At 58.5% G+C, this 26,462-nt stretch carries 25 protein-coding genes; 11 read left to right on the top strand and 14 right to left on the bottom strand.

Features of this window, described 5'->3' with window-relative positions:
* Positions 1-9: 9 nt before the first annotated feature.
* The 8 genes from FTW19_RS08695 to FTW19_RS08660 all read right to left on the bottom strand — a co-directional run bounded on the left by FTW19_RS08695 (position 10) and on the right by FTW19_RS08660 (position 9,686).
* On the bottom strand, positions 10-2,706 hold the full coding sequence (locus tag FTW19_RS08695; protein ID WP_147647250.1) for an ABC transporter permease: 2,697 nt from the start codon (positions 2,704-2,706) through the stop codon (positions 10-12).
* A 12-nt stretch (positions 2,707-2,718) separates the two neighbouring features.
* Positions 2,719-3,063 (bottom strand): PadR family transcriptional regulator, encoded by a 345-nt coding sequence (locus FTW19_RS08690; RefSeq protein WP_147650549.1) that lies wholly within the window; start codon positions 3,061-3,063, stop codon positions 2,719-2,721.
* Positions 3,064-3,182: 119 nt separating this feature from the next.
* On the bottom strand, positions 3,183-3,560 hold the full coding sequence (locus FTW19_RS08685) for a gamma-glutamylcyclotransferase family protein (RefSeq protein WP_222705548.1): 378 nt from the start codon (positions 3,558-3,560) through the stop codon (positions 3,183-3,185).
* A 110-nt stretch (positions 3,561-3,670) separates the two neighbouring features.
* Entirely contained in the window at positions 3,671-4,537 is an 867-nt protein-coding gene (locus tag FTW19_RS08680; RefSeq protein WP_147647249.1) for an undecaprenyl-diphosphate phosphatase, read from the bottom strand.
* Positions 4,538-4,717: 180 nt separating this feature from the next.
* A complete protein-coding gene (locus FTW19_RS08675) occupies positions 4,718-5,716 on the bottom strand; it encodes an SH3 domain-containing protein (RefSeq protein WP_147647248.1) in 999 nt (332 codons plus the stop codon).
* 54 nt (positions 5,717-5,770) lie between these two features.
* A complete protein-coding gene (locus tag FTW19_RS08670) occupies positions 5,771-6,757 on the bottom strand; it encodes a threonine ammonia-lyase (RefSeq protein ID WP_147647247.1) in 987 nt (328 codons plus the stop codon).
* A 27-nt stretch (positions 6,758-6,784) separates the two neighbouring features.
* Positions 6,785-7,918: a CocE/NonD family hydrolase gene (locus FTW19_RS08665; protein ID WP_147647246.1), complete on the bottom strand. Its 1,134-nt coding sequence runs from the start codon at positions 7,916-7,918 to the stop codon at positions 6,785-6,787.
* A 124-nt stretch (positions 7,919-8,042) separates the two neighbouring features.
* The gene (locus FTW19_RS08660) at positions 8,043-9,686 is read right to left on the bottom strand and encodes an MFS transporter (RefSeq protein WP_147647245.1); all 1,644 of its coding nucleotides are present in this window, start codon (positions 9,684-9,686) and stop codon (positions 8,043-8,045) included.
* A 47-nt stretch (positions 9,687-9,733) separates the two neighbouring features.
* Between FTW19_RS08660 and FTW19_RS08655 the strand changes: the two genes are divergently transcribed.
* Positions 9,734-10,267: a vitamin K epoxide reductase family protein gene (locus FTW19_RS08655; protein WP_246153649.1), complete on the top strand. Its 534-nt coding sequence runs from the start codon at positions 9,734-9,736 to the stop codon at positions 10,265-10,267.
* 70 nt (positions 10,268-10,337) lie between these two features.
* On the opposite strand, the gene FTW19_RS08650 is transcribed toward FTW19_RS08655, so the two are convergent.
* Positions 10,338-11,216 (bottom strand): aldo/keto reductase family oxidoreductase, encoded by an 879-nt coding sequence (locus tag FTW19_RS08650; protein ID WP_147647244.1) that lies wholly within the window; start codon positions 11,214-11,216, stop codon positions 10,338-10,340.
* Between the two features lie 66 nt (positions 11,217-11,282).
* Between FTW19_RS08650 and FTW19_RS08645 the strand changes: the two genes are divergently transcribed.
* Positions 11,283-11,933, top strand: coding sequence for a TetR/AcrR family transcriptional regulator (locus FTW19_RS08645; protein WP_147647243.1), 651 nt, complete (start codon positions 11,283-11,285; stop codon positions 11,931-11,933).
* A gap of 217 nt (positions 11,934-12,150) precedes the next feature.
* Here the strand turns inward: FTW19_RS08645 and aroE are convergent, their stop codons facing one another.
* Entirely contained in the window at positions 12,151-14,079 is a 1,929-nt protein-coding gene (gene aroE, locus FTW19_RS08640; protein WP_147647242.1) for a shikimate dehydrogenase, read from the bottom strand.
* A gap of 250 nt (positions 14,080-14,329) precedes the next feature.
* Between aroE and FTW19_RS08635 the strand changes: the two genes are divergently transcribed.
* From FTW19_RS08635 to FTW19_RS08610, 6 genes are all read left to right on the top strand, one after another.
* Positions 14,330-15,733: a sigma-54 interaction domain-containing protein gene (locus tag FTW19_RS08635; RefSeq protein ID WP_147647241.1), complete on the top strand. Its 1,404-nt coding sequence runs from the start codon at positions 14,330-14,332 to the stop codon at positions 15,731-15,733.
* A gap of 262 nt (positions 15,734-15,995) precedes the next feature.
* A complete protein-coding gene (gene pgeF, locus FTW19_RS08630) occupies positions 15,996-16,769 on the top strand; it encodes a peptidoglycan editing factor PgeF (protein WP_147647240.1) in 774 nt (257 codons plus the stop codon).
* 263 nt (positions 16,770-17,032) lie between these two features.
* On the top strand, positions 17,033-17,434 hold the full coding sequence (locus tag FTW19_RS08625) for an ArsR/SmtB family transcription factor (protein WP_147647239.1): 402 nt from the start codon (positions 17,033-17,035) through the stop codon (positions 17,432-17,434).
* Positions 17,435-17,438: 4 nt separating this feature from the next.
* The gene (locus tag FTW19_RS08620; protein WP_147647238.1) at positions 17,439-17,915 is read left to right on the top strand and encodes an SRPBCC family protein; all 477 of its coding nucleotides are present in this window, start codon (positions 17,439-17,441) and stop codon (positions 17,913-17,915) included.
* Positions 17,915-18,328 (top strand): LIC_13387 family protein, encoded by a 414-nt coding sequence (locus FTW19_RS08615; RefSeq protein WP_147647237.1) that lies wholly within the window; start codon positions 17,915-17,917, stop codon positions 18,326-18,328. Before FTW19_RS08620 ends, FTW19_RS08615 begins: the two co-directional genes overlap by 1 nt.
* A gap of 381 nt (positions 18,329-18,709) precedes the next feature.
* Positions 18,710-18,910, top strand: a complete 201-nt coding sequence (locus FTW19_RS08610; RefSeq protein ID WP_147647236.1) for a cold-shock protein — start codon at positions 18,710-18,712, stop codon at positions 18,908-18,910.
* A 68-nt stretch (positions 18,911-18,978) separates the two neighbouring features.
* Here the strand turns inward: FTW19_RS08610 and FTW19_RS08605 are convergent, their stop codons facing one another.
* Both FTW19_RS08605 and FTW19_RS08600 read right to left on the bottom strand, forming a co-directional pair.
* The gene (locus FTW19_RS08605; RefSeq protein ID WP_147647235.1) at positions 18,979-19,854 is read right to left on the bottom strand and encodes a hypothetical protein; all 876 of its coding nucleotides are present in this window, start codon (positions 19,852-19,854) and stop codon (positions 18,979-18,981) included.
* Between the two features lie 81 nt (positions 19,855-19,935).
* Positions 19,936-20,820: a hypothetical protein gene (locus tag FTW19_RS08600; protein WP_147647234.1), complete on the bottom strand. Its 885-nt coding sequence runs from the start codon at positions 20,818-20,820 to the stop codon at positions 19,936-19,938.
* A gap of 53 nt (positions 20,821-20,873) precedes the next feature.
* On the opposite strand from FTW19_RS08600, the gene FTW19_RS08595 reads away from it, so the two are divergent.
* A complete protein-coding gene (locus tag FTW19_RS08595; protein WP_147647233.1) occupies positions 20,874-21,206 on the top strand; it encodes a phage holin family protein in 333 nt (110 codons plus the stop codon).
* 22 nt (positions 21,207-21,228) lie between these two features.
* On the opposite strand, the gene FTW19_RS08590 is transcribed toward FTW19_RS08595, so the two are convergent.
* Positions 21,229-21,729, bottom strand: a complete 501-nt coding sequence (locus FTW19_RS08590; protein ID WP_147647232.1) for a hypothetical protein — start codon at positions 21,727-21,729, stop codon at positions 21,229-21,231.
* Positions 21,730-21,782: 53 nt separating this feature from the next.
* Positions 21,783-22,046, bottom strand: a complete 264-nt coding sequence (locus FTW19_RS08585; protein ID WP_147647231.1) for a hypothetical protein — start codon at positions 22,044-22,046, stop codon at positions 21,783-21,785.
* Positions 22,047-22,182: 136 nt separating this feature from the next.
* Between FTW19_RS08585 and FTW19_RS08580 the strand changes: the two genes are divergently transcribed.
* Positions 22,183-24,183, top strand: coding sequence for a M3 family metallopeptidase (locus FTW19_RS08580; RefSeq protein ID WP_147647230.1), 2,001 nt, complete (start codon positions 22,183-22,185; stop codon positions 24,181-24,183).
* Between the two features lie 304 nt (positions 24,184-24,487).
* Positions 24,488-26,047 carry a glycerol-3-phosphate dehydrogenase/oxidase gene (locus FTW19_RS08575; RefSeq protein ID WP_147647229.1) on the top strand — a complete coding sequence of 520 codons (1,560 nt, stop codon included), beginning with the start codon at positions 24,488-24,490 and terminating at the stop codon, positions 26,045-26,047.
* The last annotated feature ends 415 nt before the right edge of the window (positions 26,048-26,462 follow it).

Below are 26,462 nucleotides of genomic sequence, written 5' to 3'. Positions count from 1 at the left end.
GAGCTCAGCTCATTCAGCGCGAATGGCCTGCATGGGATCGATCCACGACGCTCGCAGTGCGGGCAGAATCGATGCTGCGCTCGCGACACACACCAACGTCACGGTCGCTGCCGCCAATATCCATGGGTCGCGTGTCGAAGTTTCATAAAGAAAGCTCGTCAAGATGGTGGAGAGGGACACTGCTACGGCCAATCCCGCTCCACTGCCGATCACAACGAGGACAGCGTTTTCCCTGAAGACCATCATCATCACGCGCAGACGCCGGGCGCCGAGGGCAATGCGGATTCCAATCTCGTTCGTCCTTCGCGCCGTGGTGTAGGAGAGCGTACCGTAGAGCCCGATCGCTGTCACCAACAGCGAGCATCCTGCAAAAAACACTCCAAGCAGAGCCATCATCCGTTCTGTGCTGATTGAGGTATCGATGACATCATCCATGGGACGGATCACAGGCGCTGGAATGGAGGGCGCCAACCGAGCTGCCAGCTCCCGCGAAAATGGAACCAGTGGAGCCCACGGTCCATCGACACGCACAACCGCATTGAGTGACGGCTTCTTTTGCGGATCCTGCTGGATCGGGACATAGCCGGCTGGGGTTGCAGGCCCACGTACATCACGATACTTGGCGTCACCAACCACAGCCACGACCTCATAAACTCCCTTGTCGTGATCGATAATCTGACGACCGACAACATCTCCCTTCGGAAAGAACCGCTTCGCGGCGGAGCGGTTCAGGATAATCTTCATGCCCGATGCTTTTGAGTCACTCCAGGTGAACGTGCGTCCCTGCTCCACCGCGATGCGCATCGTGTGGAAGTACTCCGGCCCGACACTATTCAGCCAGATAAGCTGACGTACTCCTCCGGGCGTGCTATAGGTGCCATTCCAATTGCGATGGGAGAGAGGAACGATGGATTGGAAACTCACCTCTTTGACACCGGGCGCGGCCTTCAGCCCTACCTCGATCTGTCGATAAATCTCCATCAACTGATCGCCATCCAACTGCTGCTTGTCCATGCTGAAAGCAATGTTAACCACACCGTGCGGATCAAATCCTAGCCCCGTGCGATACAGCCGTACCAGGCTGGTCGCAAGCAAAGCCGCACCAGAGACCAGAATCAGCGCCAACGCCACCTGGGAGATCATCAGCAAACGAGGGATCAGTTTTGCTCGAGCATGTCTCTGTTGCGCATGTTGCCCGTTCTTGATCTGTTCATTCAAATCTCCATCGGTTGCGCGTAGAGCGGGTACGAGCCCGATCAGTACTGAGGCGATCAAAGCAACCGCCGCAGCAAAACCATAGAGACGCCAGTCTGCGGATGCATCCAGAACCATGCTGTCGGGACCGTTTCCTCCTGAAAGCATCGCCGCAAGTGCATGGCTCACCATCGGCGCTAATGCCACCCCAAGTCCCGTCCCGAGCGCCGCCAGCAGCAGACTTTCAATCATGAGTTGCCGGACCAGCCGCGCTCGTGTAGCCCCTAAAGCTCGCCGCGTTGCCAGTTCACGCTCTCGCACGGCTCCACGCGCCAGCAAGAGACTTGCCAGATTCAGACAAGCGAGCAGCAACAATCCGCCACACATCGCGAACATCGTCAGCAAAGGCTTGCGGAACACTGAACGAACATACGCAAATCCGTTGGACCCCGATTCTGCCGCGAGCCGGAAGTGATGCATCTCTTCATCCTTGATCCACTCGGGTTCCCCTCCCGATGCCAGCAACACGGAAGTCGAAACCGCTTGCAGGGCAGCATTCGCTTTATCAAGTTCGACACTGGGTCTCAGACGGGCCATCACCGTAAGCCACCAGGCGTGTGTTCCACCATGGAGGTGATCCCGTGGAGCGTCGATGATTGGATCCGCCGACATCGGCGCATAGATCTGCGGTTGCTGCGTCGGATCCGCTCCCATAAATCTCTTAGGCATTACGCCGACCACGGTGAAGGGAACATTCGCGATCGTCAACTTCCGGCCAATCACATCCGAAGCCCCGTCGAACCAGCTCTTCCAGAACTGCTCACTGATCACGACGGCAAATCCAGAGGGGCTTCCACCCTCTTTGTCGTCGGCTGGTGTAAGGTAACGCCCCAATAGCGGTTTCACCTGCATTGCCGCAAAGTACTGTCCACTTACCATCACCCCATGGACACTGACATTGCCCGAGTCTGCCCGCACCTGGAGTGTGTCGTTGACGAATGCGAATACATTCTGAAAGACGTCGCTCTGACCTTCCAGGCTGCGGAAGAACGGCGTGCAGAAGGAAGTACCAGGCCGTGAACCGTCCTCCAGCAGATCTAGCACCACCATCTCGTGTGCCGCCGGTACCGGCAGGGGACGCAACAAGAGACTATCGATCAACGCAAACACCGCGGTATTTGCACTCACTCCAAGTGCCAACGTCGCCATCGCCACAGCAGTGAATCCAGGCGATTTCCAGAGCAGACGCAGGGAGAACCTGACGTCGCGCATGAGTTCTTCCAGGAGACGGAAGCTCCATACCTCACGCAGCCGCTCCTGCCAACGCCGCGCATCGCCGAGCCGTACGCGGGCGGCACGTTCTGCTGCGGACTCCGACATACCTTCCTGGAGATACTTCTCCCGCAGCCGTTCCCGATGGAACTCGAGTTCCTCGGACATCTCGCGGTCCATGCGACGCTTGCGGAACAGAGAACGCAAACGCCCAAAAAATGCGCTGATTGCAGGGAGCATCGTAGTTCCTCCTCAGGAAGACTGCATGACAAACGCGACTGCCGCCGAAAGCCTGGCCCAACGCTGCGACTCCGCGTCAAGTCGCTTCGTTCCCTCAGCTGTCAACCGGTAGAACTTGGCGCGGCGGTTGTTTTCAGAGGCGCCCCACTCTGCATTGAGAAAGCCACGCATCTCCAGCCGATGGAGCGCGGGATAAAGCGCTCCTTCTTCCACCTTCAGCAACTGGTGTGAGACATGGTGGATCCACTCCGCGACCGCATAACCATGCTGCGGTCCCCGCGCGAGGGCCTTCAGAACGAGCATCTCCAGGGTCCCCTGGAGCAGTGAGCCGGAATCCGCACTATCTTCCCTAATCATCTTAGGGGAAGACAATAGATGACTACGTACGCCTTCGTCAACTGTCGATCGGGCACGCCTATCTGAGTGAGTTCTTTGTTTGTCATTTCGGAGCGCAGCGGAGAAATCTGCTTCTTACCTTAGCCCAAAGACATTACCCGATGAGGGCCGGATGCCTCCGGAGCAAGTGCATAGAGATACGCTTCCAGAACCCCTTCGTCCGTGCTCACCGATACCACGACACGTTCATAGCCAGGGCCTTCAAACTCATCAAGGCGGTCCCAGTGCGCTGGCAGATCAGAAGACTCGAAGAGGTGCACCGTAACCTCCGGCCCGTTCTCATCGAGAATCAGGCCGGGATAGCCGAGAGCCGCTCCCCATCCGCTCTCGTAAAGATGGCCGCGAACAACACCCTTCAGCCAGCGCCCCTTCAGCCCCGCCAGTTCGTAGTGATTGGGTTTGCCTGGCGCCAGGGTTCCGTAGCTCGCCAAACGCATCGTTACTTCCATTGAGGCCATAGCATCCGCTCCCGATCTTCGGTATATCAAGATTCTTCTTCCGCACAAAAATGTGAACAGAGAAGACAAAAGGCCCGCCGGATGGCGGGCCTTTGCCTCTCTATAAACTGCTACACGTGCATCTTCAGCCATGCCAGCAGCGCAACACCTACGATGATGCGGTAGATGGCAAACGGCGTAAATCCACGGTTCCGCACCCAGGCGAGGAACCATGCCACAACGCCGTACGCGACGATAAACGAAACCACAAAACCAATCGCCAGCACCACCCAGTCGTGGCCGGTCATCACCAGTGGCGTCAGCGTCTCGCCGGCCGCTGCCTTGGGACGCAGCGCCTTCAGCAGCGAATAGCCGGTCGCAGCGATCATCGTTGGGATCGAGATCAGGAAGCTGAACTCCAGAGCTGTCTCGCGGTTCATTCCTGCAAGCTGGCCGGCTGCAATGGTCGACATCGAACGCGAAGTGCCCGGCACGGCCGCACTGAGAATCTGGCATAGACCGACCCAGATGGCCTGGCCGAGGGACATGTTGTCCACATGGTTGGTACGCGAGGTCTGCTTCGAGGCCCATGTATCGACGACCCACATCACGATGCCGCCAATCACCAGCGCCCAGGCGATCACCGTCAGATTCTCCAGGTTCTTTCCAATCACCTTGTCCAGAATCTTTGCCGGAATCGCCGTGCAGACAAAAGCAATCAATGTGAGCGAGACCGGATGGGTCAACACCGTCTTATCGCCGCGCTTGCCTTTGGGGAAGGTGTGCAGGTAGCCGATGATGCGATGGCGGAAGAGCAGCAGCAGCGCCAGAATAGCGCCAAGCTGAATCACAATGGTGTACATCTTCCAGTAGGCATCGTCGAGCGAAAGATGCAGCACCGCCTCGGCGATGCGCAGATGTCCGGTCGAACTCACCGGCAAAAACTCAGTCAATCCTTCGATGATGCCAAGGATGACACTCAACAGATAATCGTTCAAATAGCCCCTCCGGCTGCCAGAGTACGTGAAGCGTTCTCACTCCAGCCTACCTGAAAGGGCATTAACTGCTGCTTAAAGCATTTTTCCCTGTTGCTAGGGTAGAAGAGCGGAGCGGCGTTTTCATTGCGGAAAACGTTCATAGATGCCGCAAGCCCAACGCTACACCTTCCGGAAAATTTTCTAATCGCGATCGTTTCCGTAAACAGGAATCCCCTGCTGCAACCGGTAGATCAGCGCCGAGCCGCGCGCAGCCCAGTCTGTCGAGCCAAAGCGAGACTGTAACTGGTCATTCAACGAGCTGGCATGAGAGGCCGCATTATCTGCCTTCTTCTTGTTCTCCTCGGCCAGATACATGCTGCTCACGACACCTTGACGGTAGACCGCCTGCCAGAGCGCCTCAGCCGTCTTAGGGCCATCCGGATACTCCTTGGCATATTTCTCGTAGTAGTCGGTCTCTTTATCCGGACATTTCGGCAGACCCTGCCAGTCGCCGCATAGCTTCTGGTCGATCAGCTCATACGCGGCCATCGCAGCATACTTCGATCCCGGAAAGTACTTGATGACTTTCTTCAGCTCATCCTCATACAGGCGCGGACGCAGATTGGGATCCTGTTCCTTCGCCGATGGTAGCGTTGCGAAATCTGCCTTCTGCAACTGCCAGCGGATATCCGCCGATCTCCACGCTGCTTCGCCTGCCAATGGAGACTGTGGGAAGTATTCGAACATGCGCTTGTATAGGAAATGGGCCATCGCAGCCGCATCCTTGGGCGCATGCGGTGCATATGCCTGCGACTCGGCAATGACTGCCGCGCCGAAGATCAGCCTGTCGCCGTTCGCAGTCCCAGGGCCGACGACTCCCTTGTCCTTGATCCATCCGCTCACCGGCGACGATTGGCTGTCGTCCTGAATCTCTGGAGCGTCGTAGTCATTCTGCTCCGGCTCGTCGGTATTGGCAAAGACACGTACCCATCCCGGGGAGCGGTCCATGATGGTGACTTCGTGCCCGGGCGTCACAACGCTCACCCTCTGCGACCCAGCTTCGGCGGCAACATACACATTCGCCGTATGCAACACCGTCGCCCGCGCCGCTCCCTGGTACTGCGGCGGCAGCTTCGACTTCTTCTGCGCGCCGCACATCGCGGCGGCGCAGACCATCACCCCAATCACAAGCCGCTTCATCGTCATACCTCTATAGACGGTCCACACGTCATCCCGACGCAAGGTAAGAGCGCCCTAGCTCCCCTGCAACTGCGCCTTCAATGCCGGGTCGATATTACCGCCACTCAACACCACAACAACCTTCTTCGTCCCGGCTGGCAACTTCTCCGGGTGAAAGAGCGCGCCAGCCAGTGTCACCGCCCCACTCGGCTCCGGCACCAGGTTCGTTTCGTTCAGGTATACCTTCAGCGCCGCAACGATCTCCTCTTCACTCACCGTGAAGATGTTGTCGGTGTACTCCATCACGTGGGCGAAGTTCAGCACGCCCAGGCTCTGCGTGCGCAGGCCGTCCGCAATGGTGCGCACAGTCTTCTCCGCCGGCCACTCCACCAGCTCCTTCTTGGCGAAGCTTTCTGTAGCGTCTCCGGCGACCTCAGGCTCGACACCGAAGACCTTCGCCGACGGCTTCTTCAGCTTCACTGCGGTAGAGATACCGCTCAGCAAACCGCCACCACTCACCGGGCTCAACACTACGTCCACATCCGGAGCCTGCTCCACAATCTCCGCGCCGCAGGTCGCCTGCCCGGCCACGATGTATGGATCGTCGTACGGCGGCACCATCGTGTATCCATGCTCAGCCTCAAGCTGCTCGGCCTTCTCCTTACGCTCCTTGCTGGCGGGACCGACCAGCACCACCTCGGCTCCCAGAGCAAGCGTCGCCTCGCGCTTTACGATCGGAGCGTTCTCCGGCATAACGATGACAGCCTTCGATCCCAGTTCCCGTCCGGCATAAGCCACGCCCTGGGCGTGATTGCCGCTGGAGTAGGTGATGACGCCGCGGCTCAGAGCATCCTTGTCCAGGGATGCGACCTTGTTGAAGGCGCCGCGGAGCTTGAAACTACCGATTGGCTGCTCACTCTCGGCCTTAATCCAGACCTCGTAGGGCAGTTTGGAGGCAGCTTCACCTTCGAGTTTGTAGATCCCGGTCCGTACCGCCACTCCAGCGATACGCTTCTGCGCAGCCTCAATCTCCGTCAGCCCGACCAACTCCGTCGCGATCATCGTTCTCGTTTCCCTTCTCTACAGAGTCTACTGCTCCGCCCGACGCATCATTCTGGCAATAAAATTCACCAGCCGCCACGCATCTGCTGCGCCAGGGGACTTCCCCATCTCCACATGGGAGATCAACGGGCTTACCAGAGCACCCTCAAGCACCTGCGGACGCAGCCCCTTCGCCAACCACAGTGTCTCCGCCGACGGAATTACATTGTCGGCCTCTCCATGCAACAGAAAGACCGGCACGCCGACAGACTGTAGATCGCGGTCCGGCGAGACTGCTTCCATCTCCCGGGCATGTTTTATCTCGTTTGCCGCAAGCAAGGTGACTGTCCGTGCATCAGCCGTCTTCAGCAGTTGCGCTACGACCACGCGCTGTGCGGGTGTCAACGTCTGCAGCGCTCTCCGCTCCCCTGCGCCGTCCTCATACAGGTGTTCTTTTAGAACTCCACTCAACGCTGCCCGGTCTGCTGCCGAGGCGAAGTCTTCCATGTGCTCGTACTCCATCACCAGCGGCCCATACTCGTGTGCCGTCAGAGTCTGGACCGATCCATCGGGGCGAAGATCCTGCCCCGTGCGGTAGTACCGAGCCACCCGCTGCATATTGGCCTGCGACCCTACCGCGAAGACCATCTTCATCTCTGCCGCGTACGCAGGCTGTTCTGCCGCCAGCAACGCTAGCCCGCCCGAGAAGCTCAGTCCCAGCACACTCACCTTGCCACCAGTCTGTTGCGCGAACCACCGAGCGCTGTCACCGATTGCCGACACGCTCTCAGGTCCGATGCGGTAGTCCGCAATCGCCGGAAGCTCCGGAGTCAGAACCTGCAGCCCACAACTCGCCATCGCCGAAGCAAAGAGCTCCAGTCGCGGCTCGTTCATCCCAAGGTGATGGACTCCATGCACAATCACCATGCCCGGCGCACCGCTTATCCCTGCGGGCGAATACAGCCGCCCACGCAACGTGCCATTTGCCGTGGGGATAGCAACGTCCTGCGTCAGAACATTCGAAGCCGTCACGGCCCGCACCGGCAACGGAATCGGCTCATGGCTAAGTGTCTTCAACACCGCCACTGCCTGCAGCCGAGCCTTAACCCAAGGCCAGCTCGCAAGCAACACAACGACCAGAAGAGCCAGCGCTCCAAGGGAGTACCGCAACCATTTCGTCACGTAACTATTCAACTATTCAACGATTCAACCATTCAACTGGTTAATTGAAGAATTGAAGAATTGAATGATTGAATAACCAGCCGTACATCCCCTTATTCAATGATTCAATTATTCCTTCATTGAATTAAGGAGTGACTTCCTTCACGTAGAGCTGGTGCTCTACGCGCGGTGGAGCGGTGCCTTTGTGCAGCTCCCATAAACGATCGCGGACCTTCGCATCCGCTGCGGTCATCCTCTCCCGCGCCCGCAGGTGATCGAGCCAGCTTTCCATCACGAAGGTCTCTTCCATGCGTTCCGGGTTGGCGGCGTCGCGGAAGACACCCCACCGAATGGCGCCCGTACGCAGCCGGACATTTTCCATCTTGTGGATCAAGCGGGTGAACTCGGCGTAGTTTTCGGGAGCGACAAAGTACTCGATGACGATGCGCACCGGCCCATCCTCGAGCTCCGGCTGGATGACAAGTTCCCTTGCCGGCCGGCGCCATACATACGGCCCAAGATCGGGCAGCTTGCCCTGCAGGATATGGAACCGCAACGCAAACGGCAGCGTCACAGCCAGGCCAATCGCACTGGCTGTCATTGCGACCGGGACTGAGCTGTGCTCCGCCACATATCCCCACACAGCACTCCCAAGCGCCAGTCCACCCTGAAAGACCGTGAGATAGGCTCCGAGAGCGCGCGCCTGCACCCAGGCGGGCGAGACCAGCTGCACGCTGGTATTCAACGTGCTCATCGTGGAGGTCCAGCAGAAACCACCCACCAGCAACACAGCAATCGCCACCGCCGGTATCGGCACCCAGGCCAGCACCAGCAGAATGACGATATAGGCCACCGAAGTCACGCGCAGGATGGCGTCTGCATTGAACCTTGCCCTGATGCGTGGCAGCAGCAGTGCACCAACCACAGCCCCGGCTCCCAAGGCTCCATTCAGCAGGCCATATCCCATCGCCCCCTGCTTCAGCTCACGCGCCGCAACCGCTGCCAGCAGCGCCCAGACCGCACTGACAAAGAAGGTAAAGAGGAAGGCACGTATCAGGCTCGCCTGCAGCTCCGGAGCGAAGCGCAGATAACGCAGACCGCTGCGGATGGAGCCTGCGATCCGCTCCGCCGGCAGCGCGCTCTTGAACAGCGGCTTACGCTTCCACCGCCACAGCACCCAGATCACCGCCGCAAACGATGCAGAATTCAGGGCAAAGACCCATCCCGCGCCGGTAGAGGCCTTCACAAACGCCGCCACCATCAAGCCACCCAATGCTGGTCCCAGAGCACGCGCCAGGTTATTGCTGGCCGAGTTCAGGCTGACGGCGTCGGGAATCTGTTCGCGCGGCACCAGCTCCGGCACAATCGCCTGCCATGCCGGATTATTCATCGCGGCGCCGATATTCATCAGGAAAGTGAGCGCCAGCAGTTGATACGGCCCCACAACGCCGGCAAAGGTCAGCACCGTCAGCAGCCCGACCGTCACCAGCATCCAGCTCTGCCAGAAGATCAGCAGCCTGCGCCGCTCAAAGATGTCGGCAGTGGCTCCCGCCAGTAGCCCCAGCAGCAAAACCGGAAGGCTGGCGGCAGTCTGCATCAGAGCGATGAGCAGGGGCGAGCCGGCCGAGAGCACCGTCATCAGCCAGGTGCCCGCCGTGTCCTGCATCCAGGTCCCCAGATTGCTGACCGTGGAGGCGATCCAGCGGTCGCGAAACAGCGGAATCTGTAACGGCCCAAAGCCGTGTTCCGGCCTCTTCGGGCTCTCCGCAATAATCTCCTGCGTCTCCAAATATCTCTCCTCTCTCTTTGATGCTCCTCATTACGGAAAGCACGCAAGTGCCTTCCAGTGCAACAGTTGCCACTGAGAAAGCTGGCGTTACCGATGGTTACGGGCGTACCCTGTTCGCAATGGCTTTTCTGCGTTATCTCATTGCTTTGCTGGCAGTAGGTGGCATGGTGGTCTCAGGGTTGGCGCTTCGCGTTCACCTCCAGGACCCCAACGCCGCCCCACCTTGTGCCGTAACAGAAAAGTGGGACTGCGGAGCCGTCAATCACTCCCGCTTTGCCGTGTTTCCCGCCGCATCCTTCGGAGAGGACCCACGTCATGGGAAACACATTCCAGTCGCGGTTCTCGGTCTGGGCGGCTATCTCCTCATCGCCGTTCTCGCTCTCACCAAGCTCGATTTCTTTGCCTTTGAAGCCGCACAGATCGGCCTCTTCTTTGCCGGCATTCTCAGCTATCTGGAAGCGTTTGTGCTCGAAAAATGGTGCATCTACTGCGTCTGGTCCCAGACCATCATCGCTGTCATCACCATCGTAGCCGCCATCAACTACCTGGTCGTCCGCAACCGCCGCAAACTGATCTACTAGCAGCGTAATCGCTGCCAAAAGAGAAAAAGCCCGGATCGCTCCGGGCTTTTCTATTTTCTCGGGGGGGGAATCACTGCTTCGCCAACGCACCGATCCCATCCAGCTCCTGCAACTCATTCTTCGGTAGCACCAGCTCCGCGGCCGCCAGATTTTCCCGTAAATGCACTACCGATGAGGTTCCCGGGATTAGCAAAACATTCGGCGAGCGATGCAGCAGCCATGACAGCGCAACCTGCATCGGCGTCGCGTTCAGCCTTGCCGCGACATCTGACAGCGTCGAAGACTGCAGCGGCGTAAATCCACCCAGTGGGAAGAACGGCACATAAGCGATCCCCTTCACGGCCAGACTGTCGATCAACGCATCATCCTCCCGCGAGGCAAGGTTGTACTGGTTCTGCACCCCAACCACCGGAGCAATGGTCAGCGCTTCCTCGACCTGCTTCGCGGTCACATTGCTCAACCCAAGATGCCGGATCAGCCCCTGCTGCTGCAGCTTCGCCAGAGCCTCAAACCGCTCAGCAATAGAACCTTCGGTCGGCGAACTCACGCCGCCCCACACGCGCAGGTTCACGACATCCAGTACATCGACACCAAGATTACGCAGATTGTCGTGGACGCCCTGAACCAGCTCCGCCGGCTCTTGTGCCGGCAGCCACTCGCCCGCCGGTCCACGCCTACCGCCAACCTTCGTCACGATCGTCAACCCACTGTAGGGGTGCAGGGCTTCGTGCAGAATCTGGTTGGTGATATGAGGACCGTAGAAATCTGAAGTATCGATGTGGTCAACACCCCACGCCACCGCATCACGCAGCACCGTCACGGCCATGGCGCGGTCCTTCGGCGGACCAAAGACGTGAGGCCCGGCAAGCTGCATCGCGCCATAGCCCATGCGGTTCAAGGTGATGCCGGTTCCCGGAAGTGTGAATGTTGTCTGCTGTCTCTCGCTCATGCTTTCCCCTCCAAATTGCTGCGACGTGTGTTTAGATGAAGGAACCTTCAGCTTTGGAGTTCGCATTTGCCTACGACCTCTCCACGCACGCTGCAGCCGCGAAAAACGCCAGTTCAGGAGCGTTCTACCGCTACCGTCGATGCCATTTTGCAGGCGGCTATTCAGGTTTTGGTCTCGGTCGGCAAGGAACGGCTGACCACGACACTTGTGGCCATGCGCGCAGGCGTCTCCGTGGGAACGCTGTATCAGTACTTCCCCAACAAGAGCGCTCTGCTGCAGGCCAGCCTGAAACGGCATATGCACGGCGTCGCCACATCCGTCGACCGCGTTTGTAAGGAATACCGTTCCGCCAGCCTGCTCACAATGGGAGAGACGCTGATCGACGCTTATCTCAGCGCCAAGATGCACAACGTCAAGGAGAGCGCGGCGCTCTACTCCGTCAGTTCCGACCTGGATGGTCTCGCGATCGCCAAAGCAGCCGGCGCACGCGGACGCCGCGTTGTCGCCGAACTCTTCGCAACCGCAAGCGAAGGTCTCACCAAAGACCCGGAGATTGTTGCCACCATGGTGATGGCCGCGCTCAACGGAGTCTCACGTAGACTGCTGGAGGCGAAGTCACCGGAACGCGAACTAGCACCCCTGCGTGAAGAGCTTCTCGTGCTTGTGCGTGGATATCTGCAGACCTGTATTGCATCACCGCCGACCGAGCAGGAATAGCCGCCCCTACACTGGATGGCCCATCCATCGCATCGCGATGGGTGGGATATCGCGCTATGCGCGATCATTTGTTTGTCATTTCGCAGCGACCAACGGGAGCGGAGAAATCTGCTTCTCTACCTCATAGATTTCATAGAGCCACGAATGCCACCCATCGCGATGGGTGGGATGGGGCACCCGATGTATTCAATCATCGGATCTGTTGATATGCCCGCAGCTACTTCTTTTTCGCAGCCTTTATCGGAGCTTTGGCGACAGCCTTCTTAGCGCTCTTCGCTGCTGTTTTTGCGGGTACCGGCTTAGCCGCCGCTTTCTTCACAGGCGATTTCACAATAGCCTTCGCAGGCGCTTTTGCGGCGGGCTTCGTTGGCGCTACCTTCACCGCACTTTTCTTCACCGGCGCTGGAGCCTTCTTCTCAGGAGCCTTTTCTTTGACCGGCGCAGCCGTTGCCACCGGCTTCTTTGTGAGCGGGGCCGCCATAGGAGCTTTAGCAGGCGGAGCCTTTGCTGGTTCCGGCTTGTGTTCTACCTTCACGGCTGCAGGCTTCGGCACCTCTACATGCTTTGGCTCTTCCTTGACCGGAGCGGAAGCCAGAGCCTCTGCTTGCAGCTGCTTCAGTGCATGTACCACCACACGCAGCATCTCATCCTCCGGAGCGGGCTTACCCGTCCAGATCTCGAACTGCCGTGCCCCCTGATGGACAAACATCTCCACGCCAGTGATGACCGGAATGCCCTTCTCCCGCGCCATGCGCAGGAAAGGTGTCTCGACCGGGTTGTAGACCAAATCAAAGACCAGATCCGCGTGCAGCTCACCGGGCTCGAGGATATGGGTCAGCTTGTTGCCCTTCATCCCGGCGGGAGTCGAATTGATGATGAGGTCGAAGTGCGTCTTACCGATCAGCTCACGCTTGATAGTCTTCGCCCCGGCCTGCTTGGCCAGTTTTTGCGCGGTCTCCACCGTGCGGTTATAGATGGTCACATCCGCACCCTTCTCCTTAAGACCGAAGACAGCGGCGCGTGATGCTCCACCGGCGCCCAACACCAGCACCTTAAGCCCGCGGATGGGCCGTCGGCGCTCGATGGGTCCGACGATGCCGCCTACATCTGTATTGAAGCCATACAGCTTCCCATCCTGGGCACGCACGATGGTGTTCACCGCGCCAATCTTGGCTGAGAGTGGATCGGTCCGCTCCAGGTGTTCCAGAATCTCCTGCTTCAATGGCATCGTCACCGAGAGCCCGTGTATCGGTATCGCCTGCACGACCCTCAACAGATCGGTTAGCTTGGAGGTCTGCAGCGCCAGATAGACAGCGTTCACCGTTTCACGGCGGAAGGCGGTATTCAGCATCAGGGGCGAGAGCGACGACCGCACCGGATTTCCAGCCACACCGTAGATCTTGGTTCCCGCCGCAATCTGGTCAATCCTGTAGTTCTCTACCAGGGCACGTGCAGGAATCTGACCGGGAGCGGTGGCATCTTCCACGCTCGAAGCGGCAAAGGTAAACGCTGAGCCGGCACGCACACCCAGCACACGCGAAATGACACCGTACTCTCCCATCGAGATGCCGATGATATTGCCTGCCTCGCCATACTTCTCCAGAAACGAGAACAGCGTCAGGTTATCCGCGAGCGAACGCGCCGTCGGAACGACCTTGATGAAGTCCGGCTGGAACTTCTGGATCCGTTCATAGACGGAATCGAGGTCGCGGGTCGTTTCAAAGTCGTGATAGCTGATGATGATCGCAGCACCGGCCGCCCGCAGCTTGTCCAGGTCGGCGTGCTTCATCGCTTCGGCCGACTCGATCTCGAGATCGATCAACTGGCTTCCGCCGGCCGCTGCCTTCGCCAGGATCTCCGCCTCATCCGAGAGGCTTCCCGGAAATCCGCCGCCATTCGGCTTCCGCCGACAGGTGGTAATTGCGGTGACCAGCGGATTTGCTTCCAGAAATGCTTTCAGGCGCGGCAATGCGGCAGCGGGATTCGGCAGTGAATCCAGCCGGAACTCCAGAAACGGATGCTCCGGAGCCGCAGCTTCAGCCTTCTGGAAAAGCTCGGACGGGCTTGAACCCTGCAGGGCAACGCAGACATGGCCAAGACGCGAACGCAGCGACTGAAGGGCGAGGTTCGGTGAGGAAGAAGTCATTTTTCTAATCGCGCGTATAGTATCGTCGCTGGGCTTTGGATGCAAGCCACTGATGCATAGACTCTTATTCGCCCCCTGCCACAAACTCCCAACCGCTCTGTATTTCCGCATAAAATGCGCATAGAGCATTTCCCTGTTGCTGGGTATTCCGGAAGAGGCGTGCAGCGGCGTTTTCATTGCGGAAAACGCCCATGGATGCGGAAGCCCTACTCCGGACCTACAGGGAAAATGCTCCAGCACTCCGTTCGTCATGAGCCAGACATTGCCAATCCGCGTAGCGGCCATCCTGGCGTCTCAGGCCGCGTCAGCCGCTATACAGCATGCCCTGCTGGCTCCCGAATTCGCGCTTACGCTCATCGATTCCGACCACTGGCGCGGCGTACCGGCGGATGCTCTTCTGGTCGAGGTGGAAGACGACCTCTCGGTGCTTCGCGGCATCTGCGACGAGGTGACCGGAACACCCATCATCGTCCTGCTGCGTTCCGCGCGCGCCGACCTCGCCTTTGCAGCATCCAAGGCAGGAGCAAAGGAGCTCATTACGCTTCCCGCCGGCCCGGACGAAATACGCCAGAGCCTCCGCGGTCTTCTGACCGCCCAACCAAGGACCCCGGAACCTCAGGGCCTGCCGGTGCTCTTCGGCAATCACCCTCGCATGTCCGAGATTCGCGACACCATCTCGAAGGTAGCCACGACCAGCGCCACCGTGCTCATTCGCGGCGAAAGCGGCGTGGGAAAAGATGTCGTCGCGCGCATGATCTACGAACAGTCGCGCCGCTCGGGCAAGCCCTTCGTCAAGGTCAACTGCGCCGCGATTCCTGACGACCTGCTAGAAAGCGAGCTATTCGGCTATGAGGCAGGGGCGTTCACCGGAGCCACGCGTAGCAAGCCCGGACGCTTCGAGATGGCGCACACCGGCACCCTGTTCCTGGACGAGATCGGCGAGATGCAGCCGGCTCTGCAGGCTAAACTGCTGCACGTCCTGCAGGACGGGGCCTTCTCACGCCTCGGAGCCAAACAGGACGTCGCCGTGGATGTCCGCGTCCTGTGCGCAACCAACAAGCTGCTGGAACAGCGGGTCACGGAAGGACTCTTCCGCGAAGACCTCTTCTATCGCATCAACGTTGTCACTGTACATATTCCGCCGCTGCGCGAACGCCGCGATGAGATCGGGCCGCTCATCCGCCACTTTCTCAACAAGTACGCCGCCATTTATGGGCGTGAGCAGGCGTCCTTCTCGCAGGAGGCAATGGCCGCCCTGCTGACTTACTCATGGCCCGGCAATATTCGTGAGCTCGAAAACCTGTGCAAACGGTTTGTGATCGTCGGTGGCGAGACCCAGATTCTGCGCGAACTCACCTCCCGCAACCAACACACGGCTTCAGTCCCGCTTACTGCTCCACCTCCACTGGCCGCCGCACTTTTGCCCTCATCTGAACCGGCCGCCGTCCGTCACCCGGTCGGTACAAACTTGCTTGAGGTCGGAAAGCGAGCAGCCTGGCAGGCAGAGCGACGCCTGATTCTGGAGACCCTCGAAGCTGTGCGCTGGAACCGAAAGCTGGCCGCACAACGACTGGGAATCAGCTACCGCTCGTTGCGAAGCAAGATTGAGCAGATCGATCGAGACGAAACAACAAAGCGGCATCTCATAGCCTAAATGTGGCAAATAATTGCCACCCAGTAATGGCCGCCTTAAGCTAGGATTGAAATAACAGCACTTATCCTGTGGAAAACAGTGGCATGCTTATTGCTGACTGCAAGGTTAAGTTCAGAGGCAAATTCAAGTAGTCCCACCTGATGCAGTGAATCCTAGTTTTTGTCCCTTGCGGACACACATCTTCTACTCACTTCCTATACCCCCTCCTCACTGCCTCTCAAGACCCTCCGGAAGGAGGGTCTTCCACATTAAGATCAAGTCCATGAGCATTCTGCAGGCATGGGACTTCGATTGGTTATGGCATGGATTCAGCACCCGGCTCGGGGGTGTCTCCAACGTTTACGGACGTTCTGGCGATCTGAATCTCGGCTGGACGAACGAAGACACCGATGCCTCCGTTGTCGAAAACCGGCGCAGCTTTGCCTTTACTGTTACGCAGGAGCCTGGGGTTCTCCCCGTCCTGACGCGCCAGACACACGGCGTTGCCATCAACCGGGTGGACGCCGGCATGACGCCTTTGGAAACACCGGAAGGCCGAGCCGTTCTTGAGGGTGATGGCTTGATCACCAACGAGCCTGGCGTGCTCATCGGTGTACAGACCGCAGACTGTATCCCCGTCATCCTGGTGGATCCGGTCCACCGGGCAGCGGGTGTCTTTCACGCGGGATGGCGAGGCACCGTTGCCGGTATCGTCGAAGCAGGTGTCCAGCGCATGCATACTGAGTTCGGCTCGCAACCGGCGGAGATGCTGGCCGCGATCGGACCGGGAATCGGCCCATGCTGCTTCGAGGTCGGCGACGAGGTCCGCGATACCTTCCGCGATCGCTGGCCATATGCAGAGCAGCTCTTCTGTGGCCGCAATGTTGACCTGTGGCAGGCAAACCAACGCCAGCTCCTCGACTCCGGCTTCAACGCTGAGAATGTCACCGTCCTCGGCGAGTGCACTGCCCACCAGACCGACCGTTTCTTCTCGCACCGTGCCGAAAAGGGTGTGACCGGACGCATGATCTCCGCCGCCGGTATCAGGCGCAGCTAGAGCATTTTTCCTGTAGGTGTGATGTAGGCTTCCGCACTTATGGGAGTTTCCGGCAATGAAAACGCCGCTGCAGACCTTTCCGGGATACCAGCAACCTGCTCTCGAAGATTTTTTTGAACATGTTCACAAATTCATTGGCAGCAGGCCTGCCTGCGCAAACAAATTACTGAACGCGTTCAAAGCGAGGTTAGGGCAGTGTCGGGAGACTTCCCACGCATTTTTCGGTTGACACTGGTAATGCGTAACCGTAAAGTTACGCGTTAATGAGAAACCGATCGGTTACATATTCGCCTGCAGCCTCATTTCAGGCCATTGCTGATCCAACGCGGCGGGCCATGCTCGACCTGTTACGAGAGGGACGGAAGCCTGCCGGAGCCATCGCCGAAGCCTTCCCTGTCTCGCGGCCGGCCATCTCCAAACATCTTCGCCTGCTTCGGCATGCTCACCTGGTGCGGGAGACACGGGAAGGCCGTAATCGGATCTATGAACTCAACCCTGAACCTCTACGCGCCGTCGAAAGCTGGCTGGAGAAATATCGCGCCTTCTGGACGCAAAGCCTGGACAACCTGAAGGCGATGGTCGAGATGGAATTTGCAGCACCGAATACCAGCGAAAAGGGACATCGCAGTACAAACCCAAGAACCAGAAAGAAGAAGGGAGAGTGAGCAGATGACAGAAACAACAGTTAGCGATTCCATCGAACTAGAGATCTTTATTGCAGCCACGGCCGACAGAATCTTTCAGGCTCTGACCGACCCGGCCAAAGTGCCGCTGTGGTGGGGAACTCCGGCTCAATACCGCGTCACATCCTGGAGCGGAGAGATTCGTCCGGGTGGCCAATGGCGTAGCGAAGGAGCTGGAGCCGACGGCACGTCGTTTCACGTCGGCGGAGAATACCTGGAAGTCGCCTCTCCCCACCTCCTGGTTCACACCTGGAAACCGAGTTGGGACGGTGAACGGCCGACACTCGTACGCTTCGACCTCCTGTCACAGGATGGTGGAACCCTGGTAAAAATCCGTCACTCTGCCTTCGGTGATGCCTCTGCAGTACGTGAATCGCATGCCCAGGGATGGATGCGCGTGCTCGGCTGGGTGCAGGCCTTCGTGGAGAAGGGCGAGACTATCGACAGCCGGGGGGAGGCGTAATGAAGGTAGCCTGGTGGTATCGCGGCTCTTCCCTGTTGCTCGTCCTGTTCGCCATAGGCCACACGCTGGGCTTCCGCAGAACCGATGCGTGGCCGGACACAGTGAAGCCGGTAGTGGCCGGTATGCAGACCGTCCACTTCCCGGCAGACGGCTTTCTGCGGAGCTATTGGGACTTCTACGTCGGCTTTGGCTTGTTCGTCACCGTGATGATGCTCTTCGCTGCCGTGGTGGCATGGGAGATGGCGGATCTGCCCCAGGAGACACTCTCCCGGATGAAGCTGATCCGCTGGAGCCTGGCGATCGCGCTTGCCGTCATTACCGCAATGACCTGGCGCTACTTCTTTCTGGCACCACTGATCTTTTCCGTGGCGACGACAACGACCCTTACCGTGGCTGCGATGCTACGAAAGTAACCATCCGGATCATCTGGATCTTTCTCCGCGAGCCCACGGAACAGAGGCGGCTGGATGCCATTTCGCCCTTTGTACGACCTCACGCGGAGTAACGTGGGGCACAAAGCGGTGGGCTTCCAGAGGTTAAAGAAAAGGTTAACGGCGCGGGCCGGCCACGCCATCTGTTAAAGGCCCACCGACGCTAGGTCCATGATTTTTATAAGGAAACGAGGGACGGTGGAGACGAATTTTCTGTTAGCAAAGGTGTTGCGCTTGACATTGATTCTTGTGGTACGCTACAGGCAATCGTTTGAAACAGATTGGTCTGAAGCAAAGGTACACCTCTGCCGAACCCCATTTGGATTCAGCGTCAAAACTCTATCCGCACAAGGAATTTGCAACATGGAACAGGGAACAGTGAAGTGGTTTAACGACGCCAAGGGGTTTGGCTTCATCAGCCGCGAGAATGGTGAGGATGTGTTCGTACACTACTCCGCCATCAATACGACCGGCTTCAAGAGCCTGCAGGAAGGCCAGGCGGTTCAGTTCAATGTCGTCAAGGGACCAAAGGGCTGGCAGGCAAGCGACGTGCAGCCCCTGTAAGCACGCTTGCAACACCTTTCGAGGACAGGATGTAAAGCAAAACGGCAGCCTATGGCTGCCGTTTTGCTTTAATCACGCGCGCCGGCGATGTGCGCACTGAGATCGTCCTCGTCTTTCAGACCGCGATACCCTTTGTAGTTCGCGGTTGCGCTTCCGTTGAAGTTCAAGAACAGCAGCGCCCGCAGACTTCCCGTAGCATCCATGTGTGCCGGAAGCCACAGCGAGGGTTGGATCCGTTCCTGTTCGACGGTGAACCGCGTCCCTTTGCGGATATCGACCAGCAGCCCCCCGGCGATCTTAAAATCCCGGATAAAGCTGGCGTCGACCCGCATGACCGAACGATCCGCCTCGTCCACGACGATCGTCGCGGTCAGGCAGCGGGTTACCTCTTCGAAACGGTTACGGGTAGGAATGCTGGGATCGCCCTGGTAGTCGAGCAACAGGACTGGGCGTCCATCGACAACACCATGGCGTGGATTGGAGAGCCTGCCGAGTTCCAGCAGGCGCGAGACCGCAATCTCAGAGTTCGGCGGATGCGCCTTACGCTCCCGTGCTTTGTTGATCTGCTTACGGATATTTTCGTCGTCTTTGCGCTGCTCCTCGTCGGTCAGCGCGTGGCCGTTATGACGCAGCGTACGGATGACCTGGAAACCGTCTTCCGTTACCGCTTCAATGTCTCGCTCTTCCTGCTTTTTAAGTTTTCCGGAGTGGTCGAACTCCAGGCGCGACTCATGCCCCTGGTAAAAGATCTGCTTCCGGAAGGTTTCAGCGGCGTGCTGATGGGCAATGACTTCAGGAACAAGGGTGGTCAGGTCAACCTGCTGTGCAAAGACACAGCTCGGACGAACCGAAAGGAAAACAGCAATTTGAAGAAGCGTCTTGGCTGTGGATCGTTCGAAACCAGAGCTTCTCCTAACGGCGGAGCACTGAGTTGGGAAGATCATGCACCAAGAATGGAGCAACCGGTTTACGGCCTGATGACGGCGATGCGACGGTTTCGCGAAAGTTCGCAGGTATCTCGGTGACTACTCCGGCTTCGCCTCCTCCTCGGAAACCTTGGTCACGTCCGGAAGAATCCTTACTGTTGCATCCAGCTTGCGGTAATCGTAGAAGCGCTGCTTACCAGCTCCCTGGAATCCCTTGAAGAGCAACACCCGGCCATCGACGTTGACGTCCAGCGTCTCCGGCAGCCATATCTCTCCGCGCACCGGAGCCTGCGTCCAGGTAAAGCGAGACCCCTTATGGACGTTCGCCAGCATGCCTCCGCCGATTTTGAAGTCGGAAGCGAGGTGGGCCTCCAGCCGCGAGACCACTTGGTCCTGCTCGTCGATCGCTACCGTACCGTCGAGCCGGCGCATGATCTCATCGGAGAGTCCGTTGGTATCTGCCTTGGGATTGCCGGTGAAGTCATAGAAGATCTGGTCGCGCCCGTTCACGCGGATCCGTCGGCCGTTGGAGAACGTGGCAAGCTTCAACAGACGCGAGACGGAAAGGTTCACATCCCCGCCGTGCTTCGGCTTTTTGCCGGCTTTCAGATCGGCCACCTCTTTATCGACGTGCTCCTGCTCCTTCTTTGCGTCGGACGGGGAAAGTTCCTTGCCGTTGTGACGGAGATGGCGGCGTACCTCGGTTCCGTTCAGAAAGAAGACCTCATACTCCTCGGTCGTCTGCTTTTTGCTGCCTCCGTCCTTATCCAGCTCATCCGCTGTCTGCTGCATGGTGCAGATGTATTTGCGGCGCAGAGATTCCAACTCATCCTGGTGTGTCCGCACCCCGGCAAAGAGAGTCGCGAACTCCGGCAGCGGAGCTTCACTGGCGGACGCAGGTGTGGCAGACTCCTGCGCCATAACCGGCGCGGTCATAAGGAGAACGAGCAACAGGGAGCGCAGAGGCATGACAGTGATACGCACCAGGAGAAGATTCGTTCCTACGAGGCATCCATTTCCGGGGTATGCTGGCAACCATGATACGACTGCTCATCGAGTGGCTGCTGAATGCCCTGGCGCTGGTCATCACCGCCTACGTGGTCCCCGACTTCGAAGTGGATGGCATCGGACCTGCTGTTATCGGCGCCCTGGTAGTAGGCCTGCTGAACGTCACTCTCGGATGGCTGCTCAGCATCTTTACCTTCCCGCTTGTCTGGCTGCTGCCGCGCCTGATGATGCTGTTGATCGACGCGGTCGTGCTCTATGTCGCTGCCAAATTTGTTCCCGGCTTCCGGATCAAAACTTTTCTGGCAGCCTTCATCGGCGCGATCGTCCTGGTCCTGATCCATATCGTCTTCTCGTACGCCTGAGCCGAGTTCGGCCGCAGTTCCGTTATTTCTGCTGCAAACCGAGCGCCGTCTCGATACCGTGCTGCCACTCCGGTCCGCTCTCGCGGTCATGCCGTCCTAGCTCGATGACACGCTGGTTCACACCGCGATCGAGAGCCGTGCGGGCATAGGTCACTTCCACCGCCGTCCGCCGATCCTGCAAGGCAGTGACACGCACATCCACAGTCATCGTGAACTGGGTACCTACAACGGCAACATATTGCATTCGCCCGCCAGCTACGTCGAAGAGCGTGTTGACCCATACACTGTCCACGTCTCCATGCCTGATCGTCCATACCGCGCCCTGCACATCGCTTCCCGGCTGAGGATAGGCAAAGACCGGATTCCAGTGCTCGCCCGCCCATCTGCGCTCGGCCTCCGGCGCGAATAGAGGAGCGACCTGCGCCATGGGAGCGGCGATCTCGAAGCGGAAGGTATTCACCACGTGGGCATTCCCTTCCTGAACCGCCGCCGTCGATGTTTGAGCCATTGCATGGTGCATCATCGTTCCCCTCGCTAACGCGAAACACATCCCTGCAACTCGCAGATTTCTGAAGGTCATCGCCGCTCCTTGAGCTGGTGGCTGTCCCTGGCTCGCAGCGTTAAGCCGTACAGCTCACGAAGCTGTTCGATCTGGCCGAGCGTTGCCTGGGAGAACGGCGCTTTGCCCGCGAAGGAATGCAGGACAATTCCTTCCAGAAGGTCGCCGAGACTCATGTCCTTAAGCTCTGCCAGGCCTTTGAGAACTTTGAGCAGTCTCTTTTCGATCCTGACTCCGGTCTGTACACGTTCAACTTCGATCGGCTGGGCTTGATCACTCATGGTACAAATGTACCACGGTACAAACTCGCGCGTCCCGGAACCGTGTCCCCCGCTTTTACGTACGTGAGAAAATAGGCACCCTAGTGAAAGAACGAGGACATTCCTTGTGAACCTGATACGGAGCACTGCCCTGCTTATGAGTTTTGCTGTCCCCACTGTTGCCCAAACAGCCGCGCCGAAGCCGCCCTCCGATCCCCTTCACGCCTGGGTCGGCATGACCTCGCCTGCCGATCTCGAGAACTGGGTGAACTATCACATCGCGGAAGAGAAGAAGGCCGTCGCAGAGATCCTTGCGGTCAAGGGAGCCCGTACGATCGAGAACACGCTCAAACCCTTCGACCGCGCCCAGTTTCACCTGAACATCGCCGGCAACCAGGACTACCTGATGTTCGGCCTGCACGACAACAAAGACGTGCGCGACAAAGCGCAGGCGCTGTTGCAGAACATCTCCGCTGAAGGCACCGCCCTGCAGCTCAACCAGGATGTCTACCACGCCCTGGTAGCCGTGGATAAGACAAAGGCGGACGCCGCGACCAGATACTACCTGGACCGCACGCTGCTGGAATACCGCCTTGCCGGTGTGGATAAGGACGCCGAGATCCGCGAGAAAGTCCGCAAACTCTCAGACCAGATCACCGAGCAGTCGCTGCACTTCTCCCGCACGGTGCAGGACGATGTCCGCAAGGTCGTCGTGAAGGATCCCGCCGATCTCGATGGACTCCCCGCGGATTACATCGAGAAGCACAAACCCGCTGCCGATGGGACCATCACACTTACCACTGACCAGCCTGATATGTTGCCGGTCGTCACCTATGCGAAGAGCCCGCGCCTGCGGCGGGATATGTACCTTGCCTACAATAACCGCGCTTTCCCGGGGAACAAGGCCGTCCTGCTCGATCTGCTGAAGACCCGGCAGGAGATGGCAACCACGCTCGGCTATAAGACCTGGGCGGATCTCGCCACCGCCGACATGATGATCGGCTCCGCCGACAAGCTGCGCGCTTTCCTGAAGGAGGTCGACGAGGCCTCCCGTCCCTCCGCGGCCAAGGAGTTCGCGCTGCTGGAGGCCTTCGTCAAGGAGAAGGACCCTTCTGCCCTGCCGCTCGCCGCCAGCGACTCCAGCTACTGGAGCGAACAGTACCGCCGCGCGAAGTATGACTTCGACTCGCAGTCGGTACGTCCCTACTTCCCTTATCCCGAGGTGGAGAAAGGCGTGTTGGCCACCGCAGGCAAGCTGTTCCATATCGAGTTCCGCCCCAGCAAAGCTCCTATCTGGAACCCGACCGTCACGGTATATGACATCTACGACCAGGGCAAGCTGGCCGGCCGTATCTATCTGGATATGCATCCGCGTGAGGGCAAGGACAAGTGGTTCTCAGAGTCCGGCGTAATTCCGGGCTCCGGTTCGCAGATTCCCGAAGCAGCCCTGCTGTGCAACTTCCCTGGCCCGGAGAACGGTGATCCCGGTCTGCTGCAGTACTCCGATGTGGTGACCTTCTTCCACGAGTTCGGGCACATGATGCACGAGGTGCTTGGCGGCCACGGTCAGTGGGCGGGGACGGCCGGCGTCAGCACCGAGCGTGACTTCGTCGAAGCTCCTTCGCAGATGTTGGAAGAGTTCTTCGAGGACACTGGAATTCTGCAGTCCTTCGCAAAACACTACAAGACCGGCGAAGTACTTCCTTCGACGACGATCGACAAAATGGTGCGTGCCGGGCGCTTTGCCCGCGGATCGTGGGTGCAGGGACAGCTTCGCTACTCTGAGCTCTCCCTCTCCGTTCACGACCGTGCTCCGGAGCAGATCGATCTCGATGCCATAAACAAGAAGACCTTTGTCGACCACATGCCATATGTCTTCCTTGATGACAGCCACATGTATGCCAGCTTCACGCACCTGACCGGCTACTCGTCGAACTACTACACCTATGTGCTCGATAAGGTGATCGCTGTCGATCTCTTCTCAGCCTTCGATCCCAAGAACCTGCTGGGCGGGCCTGCGGCGATGAGGTACCGCAAGACTGTCCTTGAACCAGGTGGCAATAAATCGGCTAACGATCTGATCAAAGATTTTCTCGGACGTCCTCAGTCCATGGACGCCCTCAAACATTGGATCGCACTGGGTCTACCGGCGCAGTAGGAACAAAGAAAACCCACGCCGGAGAAAGACGTGGGTTTTCTGTTTCATTCTCATGTCGTAGCATTTCCTCTAGAGCATTTCTCCTGTTGCTGGGTATCCCGGGAGAAGCGTGCAGCGGCGTTTTCATTGAGGAAAACGCCCATGGAGCATTTCTCCTAATGGTGTAGAACGGAGTTTTGGCTGTTTGCGCCGTTTTCCGCGAAGAAAACGGCATTCGCAGATTTTTCCAAATCTACAGCTTTAGGAGAAATGCTCTCGATGCACAAGCCCCGCACTACACCTACAGGAGAAATGCTTTACCGGCATGAACCAACGCACACAGGCTCTGCAACAGATCCAGTCCGACACATTTGATGTACTCATCCTTGGAGGCGGAGCCACCGGCCTCGGTATCGCCGTCGATGCGGTTACCCGCGGTTATCGCACCGCTCTGGTCGATGCCGGCGATTTTGCGCAGGCAACCAGCTCACGGGCGACCAAGCTCGTCCACGGCGGCGTTCGCTATCTTGCCTCAGGTCAGATCTCTCTGGTCTATGAAGCCCTGCACGAACGAGCAGCCATGTTGCGCAATGCCCCGCACCTGGTGCAGCCTCTTCCCTTCGTCACACCCGCGTATCGGTGGTTCGATCTGCCATATTACGGCGCCGGGTTAAAGCTCTACGACGTCCTCAGCGGCAAGGCGACTATGGGGCCGACCTCCATCTTCGGTCATGACAAGACCCTGACGTTGCTACCCAACATTGCACGGAAGAATCTGAAGGGATCCATCGTCTACTACGACGGCCAGTTCGATGACGCGCGTTTTTGCCTGGCCCTGGCCCGCACGGCGGTCGACCATGGCGCAACCGTGTTGAACTACGTCCGCTGCGTCTCCTTCGAAAAGGCCTCCGGCAAGATCAACGGGGCAGTGCTGAGAGATGAAGAGACCGGCAACTCCTTCCAGGTAAACGCAAAGGTTGTTGTCAATGCCACCGGCATCTTCACCGATGAGGTGCGCCATCTCGACAACCCATCTGACGCTTCGCTGCTGAACGTCTCGCGCGGCACACACATTGTCGTGCCACCGACAGTTCTCGGACGCGACTACGCCATCATGGTGCCGAAGACGGAGGATGGCCGTGTCATCTTCGCCATTCCGTGGTTGGGCAAGGTCGTGATCGGGACCACGGATCTCGCTGCTCCGAAACCCGAGGTCGAACCCGGCCATCAGGATGACGAGATCGACTACATCCTGCACCACATCAATCCTTACTTGCAGCACACCATCACCCGTGCCGATATCCTTTCGGTCTTCTCCGGTCTGCGTCCGCTCATTACCGGACCCGGGGCATCGACCGCAAAGCTCTCACGCGAGCACCATATCGAACGTTCCTCGTCAGGCTTGTTGACCATTGCCGGCGGCAAGTGGACCACCTATCGCCGCATGGCGCAGGATCTGGTGGACTTTGCCATCAAACATGAGATGTTGCCTGCCGCAGCGTGCAGAACAGAAAAGCTGCCTTTGCGCGGCGCTCCCTTGAAAGCCGGCGATCCCCACAATGCGCTGTCGCGCTATGGGACTGACCGTGCCGCCGTGGAAGCGCTTATCACCACGGATGCATCCTTAGGTGCAAAGCTGGATGAAGCACTTCCCTTCATTGAAGCTGAGGTTGTCTACGCCGCTCGCGAAGAGATGGCAAGGACGGTCGAAGACGTTCTCTCTCGACGAATGCGTGCGCTGCTTCTGGATGCGAAGGCTGCAGTGCGGTCAGCGCCGAAGGTCGCGGAGCTACTCGCGCGTGAGCTTGGACACGGGACCGAGTGGCGGTTTGAGCAGGTTGCCGCGTTCAGGGAGTTGGCGGCACGATTTTATCTGCCAGGCTAGGTCAAACCTGCTTTTGTTGTCATCGAACGTGCAAAGCGCCGTCTATTTGTCATTTCGTAGCGCAGCGGAGAAATCTGCTTTTCTACCCACGCTTTTGGCCCGAGCAAAAATCTGAAAAGCAGATCCCTGCGGGATGACGGCCGCTATTTAGAGGGGATTGCGAGCAAATCTACTGTAAAACTGGGATTTTGGGCTACTGCATCAACCACGGAGCCTGGAAGCTATCCGCCTAAAGGCGGCTGGAGGCGGAAGCTAAGAGGGCTAGCACAGCGTGTGCTCGATCGACGATAGGCAATACTCATGGCAACAAAAATGGCAGACGACTCACAAGAATAACAATGGCAGACAGTACGACTGCCCATCTTCCTCGTGTATAAGAAAGCGATTCAAGTACCACTGCACATACGCTTAATGC

Source organism: Terriglobus albidus, from assembly GCF_008000815.1.
Taxonomy (GTDB): domain Bacteria; phylum Acidobacteriota; class Terriglobia; order Terriglobales; family Acidobacteriaceae; genus Terriglobus; species Terriglobus albidus_A.
Note: the sequence above shows the minus strand (reverse complement) of the source record. Positions and strands in the feature narration are given on the sequence as shown.

Coding starts and splice junctions, on each gene's coding strand:
- FTW19_RS08625 (WP_147647239.1), top strand. CDS start 17,033: ATGAGAAACCGATCGGTTACATATTCGCCTGCAGCCTCATTTCAGGCC.
- FTW19_RS08595 (WP_147647233.1), top strand. CDS start 20,874: ATGATACGACTGCTCATCGAGTGGCTGCTGAATGCCCTGGCGCTGGTC.
- FTW19_RS08620 (WP_147647238.1), top strand. CDS start 17,439: ATGACAGAAACAACAGTTAGCGATTCCATCGAACTAGAGATCTTTATT.
- FTW19_RS08610 (WP_147647236.1), top strand. CDS start 18,710: ATGGAACAGGGAACAGTGAAGTGGTTTAACGACGCCAAGGGGTTTGGC.
- FTW19_RS08615 (WP_147647237.1), top strand. CDS start 17,915: ATGAAGGTAGCCTGGTGGTATCGCGGCTCTTCCCTGTTGCTCGTCCTG.
- FTW19_RS08690 (WP_147650549.1), bottom strand. CDS start 3,063: ATGATTAGGGAAGATAGTGCGGATTCCGGCTCACTGCTCCAGGGGACC.
- FTW19_RS08650 (WP_147647244.1), bottom strand. CDS start 11,216: ATGAGCGAGAGACAGCAGACAACATTCACACTTCCGGGAACCGGCATC.
- pgeF (WP_147647240.1), top strand. CDS start 15,996: ATGAGCATTCTGCAGGCATGGGACTTCGATTGGTTATGGCATGGATTC.
- FTW19_RS08635 (WP_147647241.1), top strand. CDS start 14,330: ATGAGCCAGACATTGCCAATCCGCGTAGCGGCCATCCTGGCGTCTCAG.
- FTW19_RS08580 (WP_147647230.1), top strand. CDS start 22,183: ATGAGTTTTGCTGTCCCCACTGTTGCCCAAACAGCCGCGCCGAAGCCG.
- FTW19_RS08585 (WP_147647231.1), bottom strand. CDS start 22,046: ATGAGTGATCAAGCCCAGCCGATCGAAGTTGAACGTGTACAGACCGGA.
- FTW19_RS08575 (WP_147647229.1), top strand. CDS start 24,488: ATGAACCAACGCACACAGGCTCTGCAACAGATCCAGTCCGACACATTT.
- FTW19_RS08685 (WP_222705548.1), bottom strand. CDS start 3,560: ATGGCCTCAATGGAAGTAACGATGCGTTTGGCGAGCTACGGAACCCTG.
- FTW19_RS08670 (WP_147647247.1), bottom strand. CDS start 6,757: ATGATCGCGACGGAGTTGGTCGGGCTGACGGAGATTGAGGCTGCGCAG.
- FTW19_RS08605 (WP_147647235.1), bottom strand. CDS start 19,854: ATGATCTTCCCAACTCAGTGCTCCGCCGTTAGGAGAAGCTCTGGTTTC.
- FTW19_RS08695 (WP_147647250.1), bottom strand. CDS start 2,706: ATGCTCCCTGCAATCAGCGCATTTTTTGGGCGTTTGCGTTCTCTGTTC.
- FTW19_RS08590 (WP_147647232.1), bottom strand. CDS start 21,729: ATGATGCACCATGCAATGGCTCAAACATCGACGGCGGCGGTTCAGGAA.
- aroE (WP_147647242.1), bottom strand. CDS start 14,079: ATGACTTCTTCCTCACCGAACCTCGCCCTTCAGTCGCTGCGTTCGCGT.
- FTW19_RS08675 (WP_147647248.1), bottom strand. CDS start 5,716: ATGAAGCGGCTTGTGATTGGGGTGATGGTCTGCGCCGCCGCGATGTGC.